Consider the following 20,270-nt stretch of genomic DNA (forward strand, 5'->3'; position numbering starts at 1 on the left):
TACTCCTCAATAGTGTTATAGCACGGCTTCAAGGGCATCCATATCTGCCTGAGTTGTTGACCAGCTGGTGGCTAGTCGAATCACTGTGTGCTCATCATCGTATTTTTCCCAGAAACTGTAAGCAAGCGATTTTGCCAAAACTTGAAGTTTGCTGTTTTCAACAATTAGAAATTGCTGATTGGTGGGACTTTCGAGATAGAAGCGGTAGCCTTTTTCCTTTAGTATACATTTGAGCTCTTGCGCAAAAGAAATAGCCTGACACCCAATTTCTGTATAGAGATTGTCGGTAAAGAAGCGATCAAATTGCACCCCAAAAAGGCGTCCTTTAGCCACCAAAGCTCCATGTTGCTTCACAATGGGGGTGAAATGTTTAGGCATATTCTGTTTGGTGAAAACAACAGCCTCACCTGCTAGCGCCCCAAGCTTGGTTCCGCCGATATAAAACACATGGCAGAGCTTAGAAATAATGGGGAGCGTCAGCTCATTTTCCGGTGAGCCTAGGGCATAGCCTAAGCGAGCCCCATCCATAAAAAGAGGAATCTGGTAGCGATCACAGATCGCTGACAACTGCTCTAACTCATCTTTCGTATAAAGCGTGCCATATTCGGTCGGATGTGAAATATAGACCATCCCCGGGAAAACCATGTGTTCGTGATTGCCATCTGCATAGAAATCGTGAAGATAAGTAGCAACATCCTGTGCTAACAATTTTCCATCCTGATGAGGCAAGGTTAAGACCTTATGACCTGAAAACTCAATCGCTCCCGCCTCATGGGTCGCAACATGCCCCGTATCTGCTGCTATAACACCCTCATAAGACTTGAGAAGGCTATTGATGACAATTTGATTCGTCTGGGTGCCTCCGGTCAAAAATTGGATTTGAGCTTCTGGACACTCACACGCCTGGCGAATTTTTTCAATTGCTCTTTGTGTGTAAGCATCTGCACCGTAACCGGCTAGATTTTCCTCATTGGTATCGACTATGGCTTGTAAAAGAGCTGGGTGGACACCCTCATTATAATCATTTTCAAAGTGTAACATCGCTTAAATTTTTCCTCCTAGATTTTCCTCATTGGTATCGACTATGGCTTGTAAAAGAGCTAGATGGACACCCTCATTATAATCATTTTCAAAATGTAACATCGCTTAAATTTTTCCTCCCAAATTGTTAAACCACCAAGCGCAAGAGAGCAATCGTGACACAACCAAGAACGACTGCTAACATAACATTTTTGGTTTTTAGCATCACCCAAAGTGTCGGGATAACTGCTAATAGCTCTGCTAGCTTAACCGTCGGAAACTGTCCTACTTTTGTGTCAAACAGACTCGCTAATAACAAGGCAAAGATAATGGAAATTGGTAAAAAATTAAAAAATTTAACCAACTTTTCAGGTAATGTCACCAATCTAACAATAAAGTAGGGCAATACCCTAGGTAGCCAAGTCACCAGCGCTGATAAGACAATCGCAGCTAATAGATAGGTACTAGTCATCAATCATCACCCCCACAAAACATGCTGCAATGGTCGCAAGTAGCACCGCTAGAGAGGAGGTCATCACATAGGCTGTTGCAAAAAATGTCACGGTCACTGTTGCGAGAACCACAAGAATCTTTCTCAAAGGCAGACGTAAGGCCATCCCCTCTAGCTGACCTGAAAAAATAGCCACAAACATCGCAATCAAGGCAAAATCAATACCTAGTGCTACCGGATTTGGAAGCATTTTGCCGATTAAGCTACCAAGGAAGCTAGCAGAGCACCAAGCGATATAACTGGCAAAATTATTGCCATACATCCAGCTTGTTGTGTAGGGCTTTCGTCTCACTTCTTGACCCAGTAAAACCCCGTAGCTCTCATCAGTCATAAAGGAGCCAATCAAAATCTGTTCCCAGAGCTTTGCTGTCGGAAAGAGGGTAGAAACATGTAAATTCATCAAAAAGTGGCGGAGATTTGTCAGAAAGATTGTCAGGGCAATCATGTTTAAGTCAGCTTTTGCAAGCAGTAAAGCACAGAGCACAAACTGACCCGACCCTGAATAAATCAAAAGACTTGTCAGCAGGCTCTCAAAAGGTGTGAGCCCTGTTTCACTAGCCACAATACCATAAGCTAAGCCTATGGATAAATACCCTAAAACAGTAGGCACAGCCGCCTGTGCTCCTGATTTCCAACTGATTGCCGTCATTGCCATCTCCTTGACTTAATTGTTTTCTATTGTAGCACAAAGAAAAGGGCTTGGAAAGGATTAGCAAATTTTTTCAAAAAAGATTACTAAACCATAAAAAGGTCTGTGGCATCAGCCACAGACCTTTTCATATCACACATATCTGATGATAAGGCTACTAAAAACCAGATCCGCTTGAACTTCTAGCAATTTGTCCTTGACTTCATGCCCCAGAGGATTTTCTATGGAGCTAAAGACATTATCGCCCACGACTTCAACACGCCAGTTTTTAGGGACATAGAGAGTAGCTGATGAAAAAATTGCATCCAAGTCAAAACTAGCTTTATCCCCCAAAATGACAGCATTATCAAAATAGATATTGGTGCTACCAAAAACCACATTTGCATTCCCATGAATAAAATTATCATCATTGATATAGCGGGTACTAGAGCCGATGACTTTGCCTACAAATCTTACCGGCTCACCGTCAACACTCACATAGCTCTGCCATTTCGCTTTTTTTGGGAAAATCAAACGAATCCCAAAATAAATCAAAAGTGCCGCTACAGCCATGCTCCAAATACCGACCTTCAACCAATGGTACTCACTGTTAAGCGTAATAAAGGCAATCGCTGCACCTATATAAGCCGAATGAAGGTTCTTTTTAAGCAGATGAGTCAAGCTCTCCACACTCATATAGGCAACTAGTAGTAATTTCCATATAGGCAGACCCAAGTCAGGCAAATGATTCTTAAACAGTATCATGCCTGCCAAACTAATCAGAATTAATCCCCAAAATAGTTGTTTCCCTTGCTTCATCTTTTACCGAACCTCCTGAAGTTTTTCTTTTAACAATTGGTAATAATGTCTAGAAGCATGTACTTGCTTATGCGTCTCATAAAAACGAAGGGTGCTTGTGCCTGAAAAAGACTTATCCAAAGAGTAAATCTTTTTAACATTGACGATGGTACTTTTAGCTATCCGACAAAAGTAGCTAGGCAATAGGTCTTCAAGCTCATATAGTTTTAACCGCACCTCATAAGCCTGGTCCTTTGTATGCCCATAAATCTTTGTGCCTTCCGTCTCAAAAAAGAGAAGGTCTGATAAGCTGATAAAATACTCGCTAGTCCCCTTATAAAAGGTCAAAGGAGGACTATTGACCCGACTGATAAGCCCTTGTAGCTGTTCGATTTCTGGTGTTAAACACTTGGTGCGAATCACAACCTCAGACGCATCCAAGCTATCATCCAGTTCAACCCTAATTTTCATAGCTTCTCCCTTTCCTTTGTGTTTTCATTATAACAAGACGATTTAGAAAAACAAGGAGATTTCAGCAAGTGGTTCATTTTTAAGGGTAAGTGGTTCATTTGGCTTTGGAAAATGGCAGAGCAAAAGAGCAGGTTTATCTCCTGCGAGACGTTACGGAAAGACTTTCTTGATGACTTCTCCGACTGTCGTCACTCCAATAAGCTCAATGCCTTTTGGGATATCAATCCCTGGTAGGGAATTTTTAGGAGCATAAATCCTTGTGAACCCTAGCTTTGCTGCTTCATTAATCCGCTGTTCGATACGGGTAACGCGGCGAATCTCACCAGTCAGACCAATCTCTCCGATAAAGGCTTCTTGGGGATTGGTCGGCTTTTCCTTATAGCTGGAAGTAATAGCCACCGCAACAGCAAGGTCAATAGCCGGTTCATCAAGCTTGACGCCACCAGCTGACTTAAGAAAGGCATCTTGATTCTGCAAGAGCAGACCACAACGTTTCTCCAAAACAGCCATAATCAGGCTAACACGGTTAAAATCAAGACCTGTCGTCGTGCGCTTAGCATTTCCAAACACGGTCGGTGTAACCAGCGACTGGACTTCAGCAAGAATAGGACGACTGCCTTCCATGGTCACGACAATAGCTGAACCTGTAGCACCATCTAAGCGCTCTTCCAAAAAAACTTGACTGGGATTGAGCACTTCCACTAAGCCACCTGACTGCATCTCAAAAATACCAATTTCATTGGTCGAACCAAAACGATTTTTAACAGCTCTTAAAATGCGGAAGGTATGATGCCGTTCTCCTTCGAAGTAAAGCACAGTGTCCACCATGTGTTCCAGCATCCGAGGTCCTGCCAATTGACCTTCTTTGGTCACATGACCAACAATAAAGGTCGCGATGTTATTCGTCTTAGCGAGTTGCATGAGCTCCGCTGTCACTTCACGTACCTGTGATACAGACCCCTGAACCCCTGAAATCTCTGGACTCATAATGGTCTGAATCGAATCGATAATCAGAAAATCAGGTTGGAGGGTTTCTACTTGGCTACGGATAGCCTGCATATTGGTCTCAGCATAGAGGTAAAATTCATTATCAATATCGCCTAAACGCTCACTGCGCAATTTAATCTGCTCCGCTGATTCTTCCCCTGAAACATAGAGGACTGTCCCTTTATCAGCCAGTTGGGTCGAAACTTGCAACAGAAGCGTGGATTTCCCAATCCCAGGATCGCCTCCGATAAGCACCAGACTGCCTGGCACAACACCGCCACCAAGTACGCGATTAAATTCGTCCATATCCGTTTTAACGCGAGCATAGTTAATAGATGAAACGTCTTTTAACTTAGTCGGCTTACTTTTTTCACCAGTTAAACTGACACGGGCATTTTTGACTTCTGCTACCTCCACTTCTTCCTCAAAAGATGTCCAGGCAGAACAATTTGGGCATCGTCCTAAATATTTCGGAGAGTGGTAGCCACATTCTTGACAGATAAAAGTTGATTTTTTCTTAGCGATGATTACTTCCTCTTTCTTTGTTAGATAATGCTTCTATTATAGAGTATTCGGCATTTTTTAGCAAAAGCAGAAGCTTAGTACCAAAAACAGATAGCCCAAAGACTATCTGTCATTCTCTTATTTCCCCGTTGAGCCAAAGCCACCCGTCCGAACGCCTTCGGCTTGATCACCGTCAGCCAAAAGGAAGGGAACAAAAACAGCCTGAACGATTCGCTCACCAGCTTCCACCACAACGGTTTCTTCTGTGATATTTCGCATCTGGGCAAAAATATGACCTTCATTGGCTGGATTGCCGTAGTAGTCGCCGTCAATAACTCCGACCGAGTTAATCAGAACCAGCCCCTTCTTGCGAGGATTGGACGAGCGGTCGTAGAGATAGAGGACCTCACCTGCCTGCATATAGGCTTTTACACCTGTCGGCACCAGCTTAATCTCGCCTGGCTCCAAGCTGACCCTCTCCGCAGCTTTCAGGTCGTAACCTGCTGCGTGGGCCGTCTCACGCTTTGGTAATAAATTTTCATCTGTAAACTGGCTGACCAGTTCGAATCCACGGATTTTCATGTTTGTTTCCTCAATTTCTTCTATACATGCTACGTTCCCTATTATAATTGATTCGCAGACTAAAAGCAAAACTCCAACCTAATGGCTGGAATTTTGATTTTATTCAAACACAAACTGGTTGTGGTAGAGTTCGGCATAGAAGCCGTTTAGTTTGAGGAGTTGGCTGTGGTTGCCTTGCTCGATAACTTTTCCGTCTTTGAGGACGATGATTTCGTCCGCATTGAGAATGGTTTTGAGGCGGTGTGCAATGACGAAGCTGGTCCGTCCTGCGATAATAGCCTCCATAGCTTTTTGAATTTTGGCTTCCGTTACGGTATCAACGTTAGACGTTGCTTCGTCCAAAATCAAGACTTGTGGATCTGTCAAGAGCGTACGGGCAATGGAAATCAGCTGTTTCTGACCTGTCGAGAAGACATTCTCATCATCGGTCACAAAGGTTTCATAGCCCTCTGGCAAGCTCATGATGAAGTCGTGGATATGGGTGGCACGAGCTGCGGTTTCCACCATTTCCTGCGAAATGCTTTCATCACCAAAGCGGATATTGTCCGCAATAGTACCCGAGAATAGCACCGATTCCTGCAAGACAATACCAACCTTATCCCGCAAGCTGTCCAAGTCATATTCTCGAATATCGCGACCATCAAAGGCCACACTACCACCATTGACATCATAGAAGCGGTTAATCAAGTTCATAATGGTAGTCTTACCAGATCCCGTCGGACCAACGACCGCCACCATCTTGCCCTTAGGAGCAGAGATAGACACCTTGTCCAAGACCTTCTGACCTGGCAAGTAGCCAAAGTCGATGTCCTTGATTTCAACGCCTTCTTTTAATTCGGTAAATAGCGGAGCGTTTTGAGGGCGAACTTCCTCTGGCTCATCAAACATTTCCTGAATACGATGAGCACCTGTGAAGGCTAGTTGCAATTCTGCCCAGCTGGCAGCAACCTGCATGATTGGCTGGTAATACTGTTGCGAATACTGAACAAAAGTCACCACCAGACCAAGTGCGGCAGCTGTTTCCAGCGAGCTATCGTTGAGAACAATGCTGGAACCTGCAAAGATAACAATAGCCGTATTGACCAAGCTCAGACCATTCATAAATGGGAAGAGAACACCACCAAACAAGCGTCCCTTGAAGGTCGTACGGCGAACCTCTTCATTGAGTTCCAAGAAACCTTCAATCGTCTCTTCCTGCACACCTTGTACAATAATCGCTTTTTGTCCAGAAATCTTCTCATCCATGTAGGCATTGAGCTTAGATACCGCAGCCTGTTGCTTATCCGTATATTTCCGTGATAGGCGGATGATAACGACCAAAGCAATCAAGGCAACTGGCGTGGACGCAATGGTCACCAAGGCCAAGCGAGTATCCTGACGGAACATCATAATAACCATACCAACATAAAGAGCGATGTTGGTCACCACTTGGGTCAAGGACTGGTTAAAAGCGTTTTGGATATTGTCCAAATCACTGGTAAAGCGAGAAAGAATATCCCCGTCCTTGTGGCTATCAAAGAAGGCAACTGTCAAACGTTCCAGCTTGCCAAACAAGCCCTTACGCATACGGTTGGTCGAATGAGCCACGATACGCGTGAAGAGGAGAGTGTAAATCAAGGAAGCCACAACCGTCGCCGCATAGGCAAAGAAAAGATTGAGCATAACCCCGTTAAAATCAGCCATGTCTGGTTGAAAGTCAGCCTGACCAGCTTGATTGGCCATAAAGTAAGCCTGCCCGATTTTCCCCATCTCCGCAATGGCATTTCCAAGGAAAACAGGTGTCTTAACCTGCAAGTAGGTCGCTGCCACAATGGCTAGAAAAATCACAGCAAAGGACAGTTTATAGCGTTTGAAATAAAACCAGAAAAAACGTAACGTCTTCATCTATTCCTCCCTCCCTTTCTGTGTTTCGTAGATTTCACGGTAAACGTCATTCGTCGCTACCAGCTCAGCGTGGGTACCTTGGCCGATCAGACGACCTTCATCAAGTACCAAAATCTTATCAGCTTTGACAACAGAAGAAATCTTCTGGGCAACGATGACAGTGGTTGTCCCTTTCAAATCATGGTTGAGAGCCTCTTGGACTAGTTTCTCAGACTTGGCATCCAGGGCAGAAGTCGAGTCATCCAAGACCAAAACCTTAGGCTCGCCAATCACACCACGTGCAATGGACATCCGCTGTTTCTGACCACCAGAGAAGTTATTTCCACGTTCTTCTACTTGGCTCTCATAGGTATCATCCAAGCGGTCGATAAATTCTTTGGCTTGGGCAATACCTGCGGCCCGCTCCAATCTTGCACGATCAGCACCAGGAGCCCCTTGACGCAGGTTATCCGCAATGGTCCCCGAGAAGAGAATAGCCTTTTGCAAGACAATCGATACCGTATCACGCAGGGTGTTCTTGCTGACTTCTTTCAAGTCCCGACCACCGATGGACACCGTTCCTTCTTGCGGGTCAAACAAACGCGGAATCAGTTGAGCAAGAGTAGATTTACCCGCACCTGTTGCACCAACCACACCGACCATTTGCCCTGGCTCAATCTCAAATGAGATATTTTTCAAAGTCGGCTCCGTATCGTGTGGATAGGTAAAGCTAACATTGTCAAAGACAATCTTACCAGTCAATTCTTCATCCGCCACATCCTTGAAGGTCATAGCAGGCTCCGTATCCAAGACCTCACTGATACGCTTAATAGAAATGGCAGCACGAGAAGCCTGCATCCCCATGAAGCTAGTCATGATAATGGCAAACATGATTTGCATGAGGTAGCTCATAAAGGAAGTAAAGCCACCAACTGCTTCCATATTGGTTTCCAACATCCCGGACACCAAGTAGAGCGATGCAAAAATCGCCATGTAAGAGATAAACATCATCAAGGGTTGCAAGATAGCAAAACCATAGCCGATAAAGAGGTTGAGGTCCAAGAGTTCATTGGATACATCCTTGAATTTCTTGTACTGGTTTTTCTCTTGAACAAAAGATTTGACCACACGGATTCCACGCAAATTTTCCTTGGCAATACTGTTCATCTTGTCCATGAGGGATTGGAATTTCCCAAAACGTGGTCCCATTTGCCCCATAACAACCGCCATAATGGCCATAATCAAGACCACCATGACAATAATCATCCACCAGAGTTCTGGCATGGTCCGCACCGCCATGATGAAGGAACCCACAAAAAGAAGGGGAACCCGTAGCAAGATGGTAAAAAGCATCATGGTCAAGTTCTGAATCTGGTTCACATCATTTGTCATCCGAACGACCAAGTTCCCTGCATTAAACTCTTCGACGTTAGCATAAGAAAAGCCCTGAATCTTGCGGAAGGTTTGCTCACGAATATCCGCAGACACCCCTTGTGAAATTTTCGCCGCAGCAATGGTATTGGCAAGACCAGCCAAGAGACCAATCCCCGCAATCACCAAGAGCAACTGGCCCACGCGGACAATTTCATCCTTGTCATTGGCCAAGACAGCTGTCAAGACATCTTTTAAGTAGTTGGGCTGCAAGAGGGTTGTAAGGACGACAACTGACGTCAAGGCAATACAGGCCAAGGCATACCATTTATAACGCAAAATGGCTTTTTTATACATGTTTCTTCTCCTTATAATTCCTAATATTTTCTTTTAATTGATTGGCCACCTGCTTAATCAGATGAAATTCTTCCTTTTGAATCCCTTGAAAAAGCGAGCGGTGCATTTCTTCATGGAAGGCTTCTAGGCGACTAATCTTGCTCTGGCCTTTCTCCGTCAAGACCAACTGCTTATAGCGTTTGTCAAGCTGAGAAGGCAGGACCTGGATAAAGCCATTTCTTTCCATTCGCTTGACCAGATTACTGGCAACGGATTTGGAAATGCGAAGTTCGGTTTCAATGTCTTTGACAAAGGTTTCAATATCCGACCGCTCCGCTATGAAACGCAAGGCCCAGCCCTGTGGACCTGCCAGGTGTTCCACATCATATTCCTTGGCAATGGTTTCACTGATTTGTTCAATCTGATTGAGCAAGTTCCGAAAATCTGCAATGGTATGTCCCAAGATAGCTCCTTTCCAATCAATTAATTAGCATGAGGACTATTATAGTTTTCTTGAGAACTATTGTCAAGTTTCTGCTCTGCCATTTTCCAAAAAAAAGTATCTATGATATAATGGAGAAAATACTGACATAGGGGAATCTTATGGAGAAACAAACCATTGCTGTTCTAGGACCTGGGTCTTGGGGAACAGCACTTGCACAGGTCCTCAACGATAACGGGCATTCTGTTCGTATCTGGGGAAACATTCCAGAGCAAATCGATGAAATCAACGAGCAGCACACCAACACACGCTACTTCAAAGACATTGTCCTAGATGAAAAGATTAAAGGATATAAGGATTTAGCGGAAACCTTAGACGGTGTGGATGCGGTGCTCTTTGTCGTGCCAACCAAGGTAACCCGTCTGGTTGCCAAACAAGTGGCCCAAACCCTCAAACACAAGGTGGTTATCATGCACGCCTCAAAAGGTTTGGAGCCCGATAGCCACAAGCGACTTTCTCAAGTCTTAGAAGAAGAGATTCCAGCGGAACTTCGTTCTGAAATCGTTGTAGTTTCAGGACCAAGCCATGCGGAAGAAACCATTGTCCGTGACTTGACCTTGATTTCTGCCGCTTCTAAAGACCTGGAAACGGCCACCTATGTACAAAATCTCTTCAGCAACCGCTACTTCCGCCTCTACACCAACAACGATGTTATCGGCGTGGAGACAGCTGGAGCTCTGAAAAATATCATCGCAGTTGGGGCAGGAGCCCTTCACGGCTTGGGATATGGTGACAATGCCAAGGCCGCTATTATTGCCCGCGGTTTGACCGAAATCACCCGTCTCGGTGTGAAAATGGGAGCCAACCCTCTGACTTACAGTGGACTTTCTGGTGTAGGGGACCTGATTGTAACTGGTACTTCCGTTCACTCTCGTAACTGGCGAGCAGGGGATTTGCTTGGTAAGGGCGAAAAACTCGAAGACATCGAAGCCAACATGGGCATGGTCATCGAGGGAATTTCGACCACCAAGGCTGCCTATGAACTGGCACAGGAACTCGATGTTTACATGCCTATTACTCAAGCCATTTATAGCGTGATTTACCAAGGTGCTAGCATTGAAGATGCCATAAAAGAGATTATGTCTGGTGAATTCCGCCAGGAAAATGAATGGTCTTGATAAAAGGAGAGGAATATGACTAAAATAGTTAGAAAAGCTGTGATTCCAGCAGCAGGTTTGGGAACTCGTTTCCTGCCTGCAACCAAGGCACTTGCCAAGGAAATGTTGCCAATCGTTGACAAGCCAACCATTCAATTCATCGTTGAAGAGGCCTTACGTTCGGGCATCGAAGACATCTTGGTTGTCACTGGTAAGTCCAAACGTTCAATTGAAGACCACTTTGACTCAAACTTTGAATTGGAATACAACTTGAAGGAAAAAGGAAAAGATGACCTCTTGAAATTGGTTGATGAAACCACTGGCATTCGCCTCCATTTCATCCGCCAAAGTCACCCTCGTGGACTGGGAGATGCTGTCTTACAAGCCAAAGCCTTTGTTGGAAATGAGCCATTTGTGGTAATGTTAGGGGACGACCTCATGGACATTACCGATACAAAAGCAGTACCACTGACCAAGCAACTCATGAACGACTACGAGAAGACCCACGCATCCACCATTGCGGTCATGCCTGTTCCTCATGAAGAAGTATCTGCCTACGGTGTCATTGCCCCACATGGTGAAGGTGTGAACGGTCTCTATAGCGTTGATACCTTTGTTGAAAAACCAAAACCAGAAGACGCCCCTTCTGACCTGGCCATTATCGGTCGTTACCTCCTGACACCTGAAATTTTTGAGATTTTAGAAACCCAAAAACCAGGTGCTGGCAATGAAATTCAGTTAACAGATGCCATCGACACTCTCAACAAAACCCAGCGTGTTTTTGCCCGTGAGTTCAAAGGCAACCGTTACGATGTCGGAGATAAGTTTGGTTTCATGAAAACTTCTATCGACTACGCTCTTAAACACCCTCAAGTCAAAGATGATTTAAAAGACTATATTATCGAGCTAGGCAAAAAACTCGAAGGAAAAAGCAAGAAATAAGCACAAGAGCTTTTAGCTCTTCTCAGATTGAAGAAAAGGTCTCTTCTAGACAATTTCTTCAATCTTTTTTCATTGTCAAAATCAAAAAAACTCTTAGAAACACTGGAAAAAGTGTCTCTAAGAGTTTCATTGTTATTTAGCTGATGATCCTTCAAAGGCTCTATCAACAACTTACCTTTAAACTGCCTCTTGTCCTTAAATTACCAAATGATGATACGATCTTCTGGTTCACGCCACATTCCGTCCCCTGACTCTACCCCGAACGTCGTATGGAAATCGTCAAAGTTCGGTACTTGGACATTGGTACGTAGTTTGCCTGGTGCGTGGACATCAATGGAAACAAGCAGTTTCAAGTATTCATCACGAGCCTTCATGCGCCAAATAGTTGCAAAATTGGTAAAGTACTCTTTAGCAGAGAAGTCAGCGTCTTTCTTAGCCGCCTCAAGTGCTGCTGCAAGTCCCCCTAAATCCGCTACGTTTTCAGATACGGTCAACTTTCCATTAACCTTGCTTCCTGCAAAATCAATGCCATCAAACTGGGCAACAACCTTATCTGTACGTTCTTGGAAAGCCTTATAATCTTCTTCTGTCCACCAATTATTTAAGCTACCATGCTCATCAAATGAAGCACCATTTGTATCAAAAGCATGGGAAATCTCATGAGCAATGACCGCTCCAATACCGCCATAGTTAGCCGATGAGCTTTGCTCCAAACTATAGAACGGTGCTTGTAAGATAGCCGCTGGAAAGACAATTTGATTTTGTTGAGGGTCGTAATAAGCATTCACCATATGAGCTGGCATATGCCACTCGCTTCGATCCACAGGCTTATTCCACTTGCTCCAACTATGAGCAACCGAGATTTTAGCCAGATTTTGTGCATTTTCAACTAAAGTCAGCTGATCATCAACCACTTTTTTAGCATATGTTTCTGGTAATTTTTCAGGGTAACCAATATGCGGTGTAATCACATTTAGTTTTGTAATGGCCTTGTCTCGTGTTTCAGGATTGAGCCAATCATTTGCCAACAAACGCTCCTTATATACCTCAATCATAGTAGCTACTTTTGCTTCTACATCCGCTTTGGCCTCAGGGGAGAATTTTTGTTTAGCATACCAAAGCCCCAGTGCCTGATTAAATGGCCCTTGAGCCAAATAGAAAGCTGCTTTACGCTTATCCTGAGCTTTCGGTGTCCCTGACAAAGCTCTGCCATAAGCCCCTGATAGCACTCGAATCTCATCTGTCAGATAAGCCGTATAGCTAGTCGCCGCACCTTGAATCAAGACCGCTTTGAGCAGTGGCCAATTAGCTTCTGAAAAATACTCTGCTGCAAACTCTGTCCAAAAACGCTCTTCAGGAACAATCACCTTGTCGGGCAGCTGTCCTAAAATCGCTGTAAATATCGTATCCAACGGTAATTCAGGCGCTAATGGTGTAAAATCAGCCCAGTCATAAGGATGATAAAGCTTAGCATACTCTGAAGCTTCTTCACTTGAGAGCACATATTGAGCCACTTTAGCATCTAGTGCAATGCATTTATCGAGCATGTCAGTAATGTCTTCTGATGAAAACTCAAATTTTTCCAAAAGTTCTTCCTGACTCTTGCGCCAAGTGGCTAAAATCTCTGCTCCACCTTTTGACTCATCAGTGTAGTAGCTAGTATCTGGCAAAATCGTATGTGGAGCATGTGCCCACAGGACATTTGTCCTAGCATCCATAAAATCAGGAGCAACGCCAAAGAAAAATAGATTTGGCTTAACTGCCATCTCGTAATCAGCAATACGCTCTGCAAATTGAGCAAAAGAATCGAGCCCTTGATACTCCGCAATCAAAGCGCGTACAGGATCAATTCCCGCCTCTTCACGCGCGTCAAAATCCGCGACCTGCTTATGAAAGGTTACAAAGTTTTGCAAAATGCTATCGTCAGGTACATTTTTGCCTTGTAGCCAAGCATCCGTCGTTTCTAACATCAACTCCTCAATTTCATCTGCCAAGTCCGAAAAGCCACCTGTGCGAGGTTTATCATCAGGGATAACTGCTGTTTTTTCCCACTCACCATTAATAGCATCAAAAAAGTCATCTTGTAAACGTACCATTTGCGTCTCCATTTCTTTTTTATGTCTTCATTATAGCAAAAATTCCTGATGAATGGTCACTTCAAGATAAGTGGATAGCCTTTAAAAACCATTCACCGTATCAGATATCCTCTCTAAAAAGTCAAAAAAACTGCCCTCAGACAGTTTTCAAATGTTCTATATCGATGATCTTATCACAGACCGTCGCCAGGAGCTCCTCATCATGCGAGATGAGAAGGACCAGCTTCTGTTCTTTTTTTAACAAGGCCAGTATCCTAGCCAGTTCCTTCATCTGAGCCAGATCCAATCCGCTAGAAGGCTCGTCAAAGATGAGGATATCCTTATCCGCCAATAAGCTGGCTACTATCATCACACGTTGCTGCTCACCGCCTGACAAGCTGACTGGGTGTCTGTCCAGCAAATCCTCCAAGCGAAACCGACTGATCAACTCCTCATCGAGCCGCTTGCCTTTCTGCCCCAAGGTCAATTCCCTGCGGACCTTTTCAGCAAAGAGTTGCAGGTGGACATCCTGCATGACAAAGGCTGTTTTTTCCAGACGCTTGCGGGCTGTTATTTCTTGCCCCTGCCAAGAAATACTGGCCTTCTTATCTTCTGTCAGTCCCACCAGATAGTTGGCTAGACTGGTTTTGCCAGAGCCATTTGGGCCAACTAGACCCACTACCTGCCCTGGTGCTAGACAGAGCTGCTCTACCTGATAGAGAAATTTGCCAGCTGGACTAACTGATAAGTTAGAAAGAGACAAGCCTTCTTGGTCAGACACAAACTGACTAGCCAGCTCTGCTATTGCCTGCCGATAAGGCTCTGCATCATAGCACCGCAAGCCCATGTCCTGACGGCACTCCTCTGTCCGATGGAGGAAGTCGCTAGCTGGATAATCCGCCACCAGCTGCCCCTCCTGAAAGTAGAGGTAGCGGTCTGCCAAGTCGCTCAGATAGGCCAAGAGGTGCTCGGCGATGATAATGGTCTTGCCTTCTTTTTTCAGTTTATGTAGGACTTCTCGGACCTTATTGACTGCCTCCTGGTCCAGATTGGCCGTTGGCTCGTCCAAGAGCAAGATGGGACTGCCCTGCATGGTCGCTGTTGCCAGAGCAATCAACTGCTTCTGACCACCTGACAGCTGAAAAATTGGCTTGTCATAGAAATCTTCCAGTTGAAAGAGACTATTGACCTCCTGCAAGCGAGTTGCAATTTCCTCCGTCGTCAGTCCCTGATTTTCACAGGGAAAGACCAGCTCATGCAGGAGTTGTGTATGGAAAAACTGGGTGGCTGGATTTTGAAAGACAGAGGCGACCTGGTAGGATAGGTCTTCTACGCTGGCTTGTCTGATGTCCTGCTCCCCAATCTGCACCTGTCCTGTCACCTGAGCTGGATAATATTCTGGAATGAGCCCGTTCAGTAACTTGAGCAGGCTGGACTTACCAGAACCGCTGGGACCGCAAAGGACCACACACTGCCCAGCTGGAATGGTCAAGTCCGCAATCTGCAAAGCTGGCTTGTTAGTACCTGCATAGGTCACTTGGAGATGTTTTATCGTGATAGCCGTGTCCATAGAAGAAAAATCAGACAACATAGGCAGAGACTCCAATCTAGCCAAGTCCAACGCGACTTGACAAATTCACTGGGACGTCCGTCCATAGCCATCCCCTTGGTCAAGGTTGCCACCGTCAAATCCTGGGCGGTTACCAAGAGGGAAAGCATGAGGGGGACTAAAAAGTATTCCAGATAGCGTAGCGGTTGGACAAACAGAGCCCATCTGCTGAGAAATATTCCTCTGACCTTCAAGGAAGCCTGGATATGCCTGGCGTCCGACTTAATAGCTGGCAAAAAGCGAAACATGACGCCCAAGGTCAAAAGGAAGGTTTCAGGCAACCGCCATTTCCGCAGGCCATGAATAAGGTCATAGCTACTGGTGGTCATAAGAAGCAAATGCCCTGCCAGAAGCGGTGGCCAAATGTAGCCTATCACAACTAACAAGTGTGTCAACCAAGCTGGAAGGATTGACCAATAAGATAGCCCTAAAAAGAATCCGTAGCCAAGAAGTCCGACAACTGTCATCCTAGGCTTGCCAGAAAACCAGAAAAGCAGGCTCAGTCCAGAGACCAAGACTGCATTTTCCAGTCCGCTCAGCCGCATCCCATAGGTAAAACTGGTGAAGGCGACCAAGAGAATTTTACTGCGTGCATCCAGTTTCATCCGACCAAACCTGAACGATCAAAATAGCGTTTGACCATGTATTGTCCAAAGAGGCCACTCAGACTAGCTGCCAAGATAATGGTAAAGGATAACCAGAGGACATTGGCAGGTGTAAAGTCCAGCATAACTCGGGCCACATACTCTGCTGATTTACCACGAGCCAATAGACTAGCTTCATAGGCATCTCGCATCAGCCACATGAGGATAATAGGTCCCAGGTTGCCAAAAGAGAAGACCACAAAGCTGAGGAGATTACTCCATTTGTTCTTATAAGCACCAAGCTTGGCCACCCAATCTCCCAGCAGACCAAAGGTCAAACTAGGCAGAAAGGCCGCTGTCATATAGCCTGACAGGAAAAAGAAGCATGCCATGACCGCACCAACCAAACTAATGGAGCCAAACTTGCCAACCTTGGCAATCAAGAGCATATAGACTGGACCAGCCAAGAGGGCTGCAAAAGCTGGAGCATACATCATATTACCAGACCGGTCAAAAAAGACACCGATCAAGGTCCCCAGACCCACACAAAGAAAATACAAACCAGCAAAGGCCCCCGTCACCATGAGGTCCTTAATTTTTAATTGTTTCATTTATCGTTCCTTTATAAAATTAACGCAATAGGAATACGGTCAAATTGACTCTAAAGATCAAAATGTATAGGAGCCATAGTCATTCAGTTTACTTTTAGTACTAGCTTTACCAGTCTGGGAATAGACTGGTAAAGGTTGGAAATAAAACGAACGAAGTTCGTGTCAACAACCGCAGACATAACTGAAGTTAGGCAAGGTGAGTTAACGACGTAATAAAAGCTAAAATGATTGACTATGTAAATTTCCATTCTCCAAGCGGAAAATAACATCCGCACAGGCCATGGTCGAGCTTCTATGGGAAATCAAGAAGACCATGCCCTGACAGTGTTCCTTGACCAGCTGGATAAAGCGGGCTTCATTGAGCGAATCTAGGTTACTAGTTGGCTCATCAAAGATATAACAGTCCGCATTTTTGAGCAGAGCCCGCATGAGTTCCAGGCGTTGTCCTTCTCCTGCTGAAAAGTCACTGGCTTCCACAAGCGTATCCAAGCCCTGCGGTGCTGCCAAAATCCGTTCTTTCATGTGGCATTTTTCTGCCAAGTCCATGATGGTTTCATCCGACACATCTGTCCGACCCAAGAGGAGATTTTCCCGAATGCTCTGGCGGAAGATTTGTGGCACCTGTGGTACATAGGCAAAATACCCCTGCAAATGTGCCTTATCTACCTGCCGACTATCCAAGCCAGACAGGCGGATTTGGCCTTGCTGCCAATCATACCAACGCATGATTAGTTTCATCAAAGTCGATTTTCCTGCACCGGACTCACCGACCAAACCAATAATCCCCCCCTGTTCAAACTGGACAGACAGGTTCCGGTAAAGCCCTGTTTCTCGGTCATCATAGTCAAAGTCCAGTTGCTCAATAACAATATCTTTCACGCTGACCTCAACAAGCTCACCTGTTCGCTCTGCTTCTTTTTCATCCAAAAGGGCATAGATGTTGCGACCAGCATTCATAGCCCGCTTGAAACCAAGAGGCAGACGGCTGAGCTCTAAGAAGGGAGCGAAGGAGCTGGTAAAAGAAACCAGCAGAGCCACACCAGTTGCCGAGTCCAAACTCTGACTGCCCACCAAGTCGAAGGTCAGCCAGGCAAAGCCCATGATAGACAAACCAACCACCAAGAAGGAAACGGCATACTGCATGAAGTTAGTTTGAGCGACCTTTCGCTCCTGACCATTGACCTCTTGGCTTTTCTGCGTCAGCTTGGCAAAACGAGCATCTGTCTGCTGGAACTGCATGAGGTCCTTCATGCTCTTGAGACTTTCAATAAAGTAGGAAACATAGCCCTTGCGACTGGCATTTTGCTCCTTGAGCAAGGGCTGCAGTTGTTTGGCAAACTGATTTGGAATAGCAATCGCCAACAGAGCATAGGTCCCCAGAGCCAAGAGGGCCAAGCCCCAGCTGGATAGACCAAAATAGACTGTCAGACCAAGTGCCACCAGAATCCCTGTACAAATGGGAGCAATGGTATGGGCAAAGAAAACCTCCAAGGCCTCAATGTCCTCCCCAATCATCTTAAGCAGGCTACCGCTGTCCTGTCGATCCAATTTACCAGGAGCCAGGGCCCGCAGTTTTGCGAAAATCAAACGACGATAGGCCGCCAGGGTATGAAAGGCCACATAGTGACCAAAGTAATGCTCACCATAGCGGAAGGCCCCCCGTAAAAGAGCTAGGAGAATGAGGATTCCCAAGGTCCATAGCGGAGCAGGATTGCCAGTAAGAGCATCAAAAGCCAGATAGACCAAGATGACTGGAATAGCAATGGTCACCACCTGTCCCAAGACCGCAAAGCAAACCGCCACCGCAATCCGCGGCAAGAGGTGTTTCATGGACTGCAAGAGTCTCGGAATCAGCACACTTGTTGGCATTTCTTTCTTATCCATAAACGGCTTCCTCCAATTCTCTTTGTTGATCGACCAGCTGACGATAAGCCGAGCTAGTCTGATAAAGCGTGGCATGTTTTCCTGTCACAGCCCCCTCCGCAGACAGGAAGAGGATGTCATCTGCCTGCTCCACTTGTTTCATCTTATGGGTAATGATGATGACAATGGCATCTTTTGCCACCAGATTTATCAATTCGTAAATCAAACCTTCATTGTCCTGATCGACGCTGGACGTCACCTCGTCAAAGATATAAAGGGAGCGTTTGGCCAAGACCGCACGAGCACAGATAACCTGCTGGCGTTGACCAGGCGATAAGAATGCACCATCATCACCCACAATCGTATCCAACCCGTCTGGCAGATTCTTGACAAACTGCAAGACCCCATGCTGATCTACCCAAGCCAAGATGTCCTCTTTGGACCAGTCACAAGCCATCCGCAAGTTATGGTAGATAGACTGGTTGAGTAGGGTTGACTGACCCGATACATAGAGGACCTGCTCATTCAGAGAAAGCTGACTGATACCTGAAATCTCCTGCTCACCCAAGTAAATAGCTCCCTTATCCGCCCGCAAGCGTCCCAAGAGCAGCTGGGCCAAGGTCGTTTTCCCCTGACCAGACTCACCCGCCAAGGCATAGACCTTTCCAGCTGTCATGGTCATGGAAATATCTTTTAAGACTGGCTTTTCTCCGTAGGCAAAGGCCAAATCTTCTAGTTTTAGACTGTCAAAAGCAGGCACATGGACAGAATCGATTTCCTGCTCCGCTGTCATGCTGTCCAAGAAACCAAAGATGCGATCCGCCATCTTGGTATTCATCATCACCAAGTGCATACCGTAGCCCTGCTCCCGTATGGGTGCAAAAAACTCCGTCGCAATGAGGACAAAGAAAAGCATACTAAAGAGGGACAAATTGCCTGCCGCTAGGCTATTGACCGCCACAAAACCAGACAAGCCAATCCCCAGATACATGACCGCATCCATGTAGCCCACCGCCTGTAGCTGAAAGCTGAGTAGCTCCATAGTGGCATCGCGGAAGTCCTCGGCCTGCTCATTGAAGGTCTTCTCATAAGTCGCGTCCGCCTGATAGGAATAGAGGGTATTAAGCCCCTTGAGGTCGTCCAGGAAAAGATTGCCCACATCCATATAGGAACCCCAATAGCGATTCATGATCCGCTTGGACCGCTTCTGCATAGCGATAATGGAAATGGGAATCAGGGGCAAGGCCAAGATGAAAATGACCGCACCCAGCGAGAAAATCAGAAAAACCAGCAAGAGAACGGTCGCACAGTTGAACTGGGTCCGCAAGGAAGAAGCCATGTAGTAGGAATAGTAGGTATCCAGGCTATCAACCCCTTGTGAAGCGATGTTAAAGACATCTGCCGCTGTCGCTTTTGACTCAAACTGACCATCCTTAGCCAAGAGGGCCTCGAAGAAGGACTGCTTGAGCGAATCCCGTGCAAACTGGGAGCCCAGCCCCTGCAAACGCTTGGCAATCAGAGCCACACCATAGCCAAAGGCATTGAGCCCCAGCAAGATGAGGACGAAGCGTACTAGATCAACCTGACCACCCTCATAGTAGGTCACAAAACCCTTAGCAATCAGGTAGAAGGAAATAATCCGCATCAAAAATTGCACCCAGGATAGAAAGGCTGCCAAATAAACCAGCTTCATCTTGGGCTTGATGCGTTCTTTGAGCCGCTTCAAGAGGGCTTTTTTCTTTTCTCTGGAGATTTTCTCCTGTTCTTGTGCCATAATTCTCCCATTCTTTTTAATCGTTTTATTTTAATTTCCCCTGTGAAATAGAAGATATAGAGTCTTAAAAGACATCACCAATAAACAAAGACAAAAGCTTGTCATCTACAAGCTTTTGAATCAAAGGATTGAACGGTAGGAC

18 protein-coding genes are annotated in these 20,270 nt (G+C 45.7%); 2 read left to right on the forward strand and 16 right to left on the reverse strand.

What is annotated here, in order from left to right; all coding sequences use genetic code 11:
* Positions 1-15: 15 nt before the first annotated feature.
* The 10 genes from G575_RS0109270 to G575_RS0109320 form a co-directional block, all read right to left on the reverse strand.
* Positions 16-1,041 (reverse strand): threonine aldolase family protein, encoded by a 1,026-nt coding sequence (locus G575_RS0109270; protein WP_027972483.1) that lies wholly within the window; start codon positions 1,039-1,041, stop codon positions 16-18.
* A 127-nt stretch (positions 1,042-1,168) separates the two neighbouring features.
* A complete protein-coding gene (locus G575_RS0109280; RefSeq protein WP_027972484.1) occupies positions 1,169-1,492 on the reverse strand; it encodes an AzlD domain-containing protein in 324 nt (107 codons plus the stop codon).
* Complete coding sequence (locus G575_RS0109285) at positions 1,485-2,180, reverse strand: AzlC family ABC transporter permease (RefSeq protein ID WP_027972485.1); 696 nt, start codon at positions 2,178-2,180, stop codon at positions 1,485-1,487. Before G575_RS0109285 ends, G575_RS0109280 begins: the two co-directional genes overlap by 8 nt.
* Positions 2,181-2,312: 132 nt before the next feature.
* Positions 2,313-2,978, reverse strand: coding sequence for a LiaF transmembrane domain-containing protein (locus G575_RS0109290; RefSeq protein WP_027972486.1), 666 nt, complete (start codon positions 2,976-2,978; stop codon positions 2,313-2,315).
* Between the two features lie 3 nt (positions 2,979-2,981).
* Entirely contained in the window at positions 2,982-3,428 is a 447-nt protein-coding gene (locus G575_RS0109295) for a LytTR family DNA-binding domain-containing protein (protein WP_027972487.1), read from the reverse strand.
* A gap of 150 nt (positions 3,429-3,578) precedes the next feature.
* The gene (radA, locus tag G575_RS0109300; protein ID WP_083958903.1) at positions 3,579-4,940 is read right to left on the reverse strand and encodes a DNA repair protein RadA; all 1,362 of its coding nucleotides are present in this window, start codon (positions 4,938-4,940) and stop codon (positions 3,579-3,581) included.
* A 117-nt stretch (positions 4,941-5,057) separates the two neighbouring features.
* The gene (locus G575_RS0109305; protein ID WP_027972489.1) at positions 5,058-5,501 is read right to left on the reverse strand and encodes a dUTP diphosphatase; all 444 of its coding nucleotides are present in this window, start codon (positions 5,499-5,501) and stop codon (positions 5,058-5,060) included.
* 99 nt (positions 5,502-5,600) lie between these two features.
* The gene (locus tag G575_RS0109310; RefSeq protein WP_027972490.1) at positions 5,601-7,385 is read right to left on the reverse strand and encodes an ABC transporter ATP-binding protein; all 1,785 of its coding nucleotides are present in this window, start codon (positions 7,383-7,385) and stop codon (positions 5,601-5,603) included.
* A complete protein-coding gene (locus G575_RS0109315) occupies positions 7,386-9,092 on the reverse strand; it encodes an ABC transporter ATP-binding protein (RefSeq protein ID WP_027972491.1) in 1,707 nt (568 codons plus the stop codon).
* Positions 9,085-9,534: a MarR family winged helix-turn-helix transcriptional regulator gene (locus G575_RS0109320; RefSeq protein ID WP_027972492.1), complete on the reverse strand. Its 450-nt coding sequence runs from the start codon at positions 9,532-9,534 to the stop codon at positions 9,085-9,087. Before G575_RS0109320 ends, G575_RS0109315 begins: the two co-directional genes overlap by 8 nt.
* A 140-nt stretch (positions 9,535-9,674) precedes the next feature.
* Here G575_RS0109320 and G575_RS0109325 point away from each other — a divergent pair, with 140 nt between their 5' ends.
* Together G575_RS0109325 and galU are read left to right on the forward strand one after the other, a co-directional pair.
* The gene (locus tag G575_RS0109325) at positions 9,675-10,691 is read left to right on the forward strand and encodes an NAD(P)H-dependent glycerol-3-phosphate dehydrogenase (RefSeq protein WP_027972493.1); all 1,017 of its coding nucleotides are present in this window, start codon (positions 9,675-9,677) and stop codon (positions 10,689-10,691) included.
* A gap of 15 nt (positions 10,692-10,706) precedes the next feature.
* Entirely contained in the window at positions 10,707-11,612 is a 906-nt protein-coding gene (gene galU, locus G575_RS0109330; protein ID WP_027972494.1) for a UTP--glucose-1-phosphate uridylyltransferase GalU, read from the forward strand.
* Positions 11,613-11,812: 200 nt separating this feature from the next.
* Here the strand turns inward: galU and G575_RS0109335 are convergent, their stop codons facing one another.
* From G575_RS0109335 to G575_RS0109360, 6 genes are all read right to left on the reverse strand, one after another.
* Positions 11,813-13,708: a M13-type metalloendopeptidase gene (locus tag G575_RS0109335; protein WP_027972495.1), complete on the reverse strand. Its 1,896-nt coding sequence runs from the start codon at positions 13,706-13,708 to the stop codon at positions 11,813-11,815.
* A gap of 136 nt (positions 13,709-13,844) precedes the next feature.
* Positions 13,845-15,278: an ABC transporter ATP-binding protein gene (locus G575_RS0109340; RefSeq protein WP_027972496.1), complete on the reverse strand. Its 1,434-nt coding sequence runs from the start codon at positions 15,276-15,278 to the stop codon at positions 13,845-13,847.
* Entirely contained in the window at positions 15,236-15,901 is a 666-nt protein-coding gene (locus G575_RS0109345) for an energy-coupling factor transporter transmembrane component T family protein (protein ID WP_027972497.1), read from the reverse strand. The genes G575_RS0109340 and G575_RS0109345 overlap by 43 nt, the downstream gene beginning before the upstream one ends.
* On the reverse strand, positions 15,898-16,491 hold the full coding sequence (locus G575_RS0109350; RefSeq protein ID WP_027972498.1) for an MptD family putative ECF transporter S component: 594 nt from the start codon (positions 16,489-16,491) through the stop codon (positions 15,898-15,900). The genes G575_RS0109345 and G575_RS0109350 overlap by 4 nt, the downstream gene beginning before the upstream one ends.
* A 219-nt stretch (positions 16,492-16,710) precedes the next feature.
* Complete coding sequence (locus tag G575_RS0109355) at positions 16,711-18,375, reverse strand: amino acid ABC transporter ATP-binding/permease protein (protein ID WP_027972499.1); 1,665 nt, start codon at positions 18,373-18,375, stop codon at positions 16,711-16,713.
* Complete coding sequence (locus G575_RS0109360) at positions 18,368-20,128, reverse strand: ABC transporter ATP-binding protein/permease (protein WP_027972500.1); 1,761 nt, start codon at positions 20,126-20,128, stop codon at positions 18,368-18,370. Before G575_RS0109360 ends, G575_RS0109355 begins: the two co-directional genes overlap by 8 nt.
* Between the last annotated feature and the right edge of the window lie 142 nt (positions 20,129-20,270).

Origin of the sequence: Streptococcus plurextorum DSM 22810 (genome assembly GCF_000423745.1) — a bacterium.
Lineage (GTDB): Bacteria > Bacillota > Bacilli > Lactobacillales > Streptococcaceae > Streptococcus > Streptococcus plurextorum.

Excerpts from the sequence above, each read along its gene's own strand:
- G575_RS0109345 (WP_027972497.1), bottom strand. The coding sequence starts at position 15,901 with ATGAAACTGGATGCACGCAGTAAAATTCTCTTGGTCGCCTTCACCAGT.
- G575_RS0109340 (WP_027972496.1), bottom strand. The coding sequence starts at position 15,278 with ATGTTGTCTGATTTTTCTTCTATGGACACGGCTATCACGATAAAACAT.
- G575_RS0109325 (WP_027972493.1), top strand. The coding sequence starts at position 9,675 with ATGGAGAAACAAACCATTGCTGTTCTAGGACCTGGGTCTTGGGGAACA.
- G575_RS0109305 (WP_027972489.1), bottom strand. The coding sequence starts at position 5,501 with ATGAAAATCCGTGGATTCGAACTGGTCAGCCAGTTTACAGATGAAAAT.
- G575_RS0109270 (WP_027972483.1), bottom strand. The coding sequence starts at position 1,041 with ATGTTACACTTTGAAAATGATTATAATGAGGGTGTCCACCCAGCTCTT.
- G575_RS0109315 (WP_027972491.1), bottom strand. The coding sequence starts at position 9,092 with ATGTATAAAAAAGCCATTTTGCGTTATAAATGGTATGCCTTGGCCTGT.
- G575_RS0109350 (WP_027972498.1), bottom strand. The coding sequence starts at position 16,491 with ATGAAACAATTAAAAATTAAGGACCTCATGGTGACGGGGGCCTTTGCT.
- G575_RS0109360 (WP_027972500.1), bottom strand. The coding sequence starts at position 20,128 with ATGGCACAAGAACAGGAGAAAATCTCCAGAGAAAAGAAAAAAGCCCTC.
- G575_RS0109285 (WP_027972485.1), bottom strand. The coding sequence starts at position 2,180 with ATGACGGCAATCAGTTGGAAATCAGGAGCACAGGCGGCTGTGCCTACT.
- G575_RS0109310 (WP_027972490.1), bottom strand. The coding sequence starts at position 7,385 with ATGAAGACGTTACGTTTTTTCTGGTTTTATTTCAAACGCTATAAACTG.
- G575_RS0109290 (WP_027972486.1), bottom strand. The coding sequence starts at position 2,978 with ATGAAGCAAGGGAAACAACTATTTTGGGGATTAATTCTGATTAGTTTG.
- G575_RS0109355 (WP_027972499.1), bottom strand. The coding sequence starts at position 18,375 with ATGGATAAGAAAGAAATGCCAACAAGTGTGCTGATTCCGAGACTCTTG.
- G575_RS0109295 (WP_027972487.1), bottom strand. The coding sequence starts at position 3,428 with ATGAAAATTAGGGTTGAACTGGATGATAGCTTGGATGCGTCTGAGGTT.
- G575_RS0109280 (WP_027972484.1), bottom strand. The coding sequence starts at position 1,492 with ATGACTAGTACCTATCTATTAGCTGCGATTGTCTTATCAGCGCTGGTG.
- galU (WP_027972494.1), top strand. The coding sequence starts at position 10,707 with ATGACTAAAATAGTTAGAAAAGCTGTGATTCCAGCAGCAGGTTTGGGA.
- G575_RS0109335 (WP_027972495.1), bottom strand. The coding sequence starts at position 13,708 with ATGGTACGTTTACAAGATGACTTTTTTGATGCTATTAATGGTGAGTGG.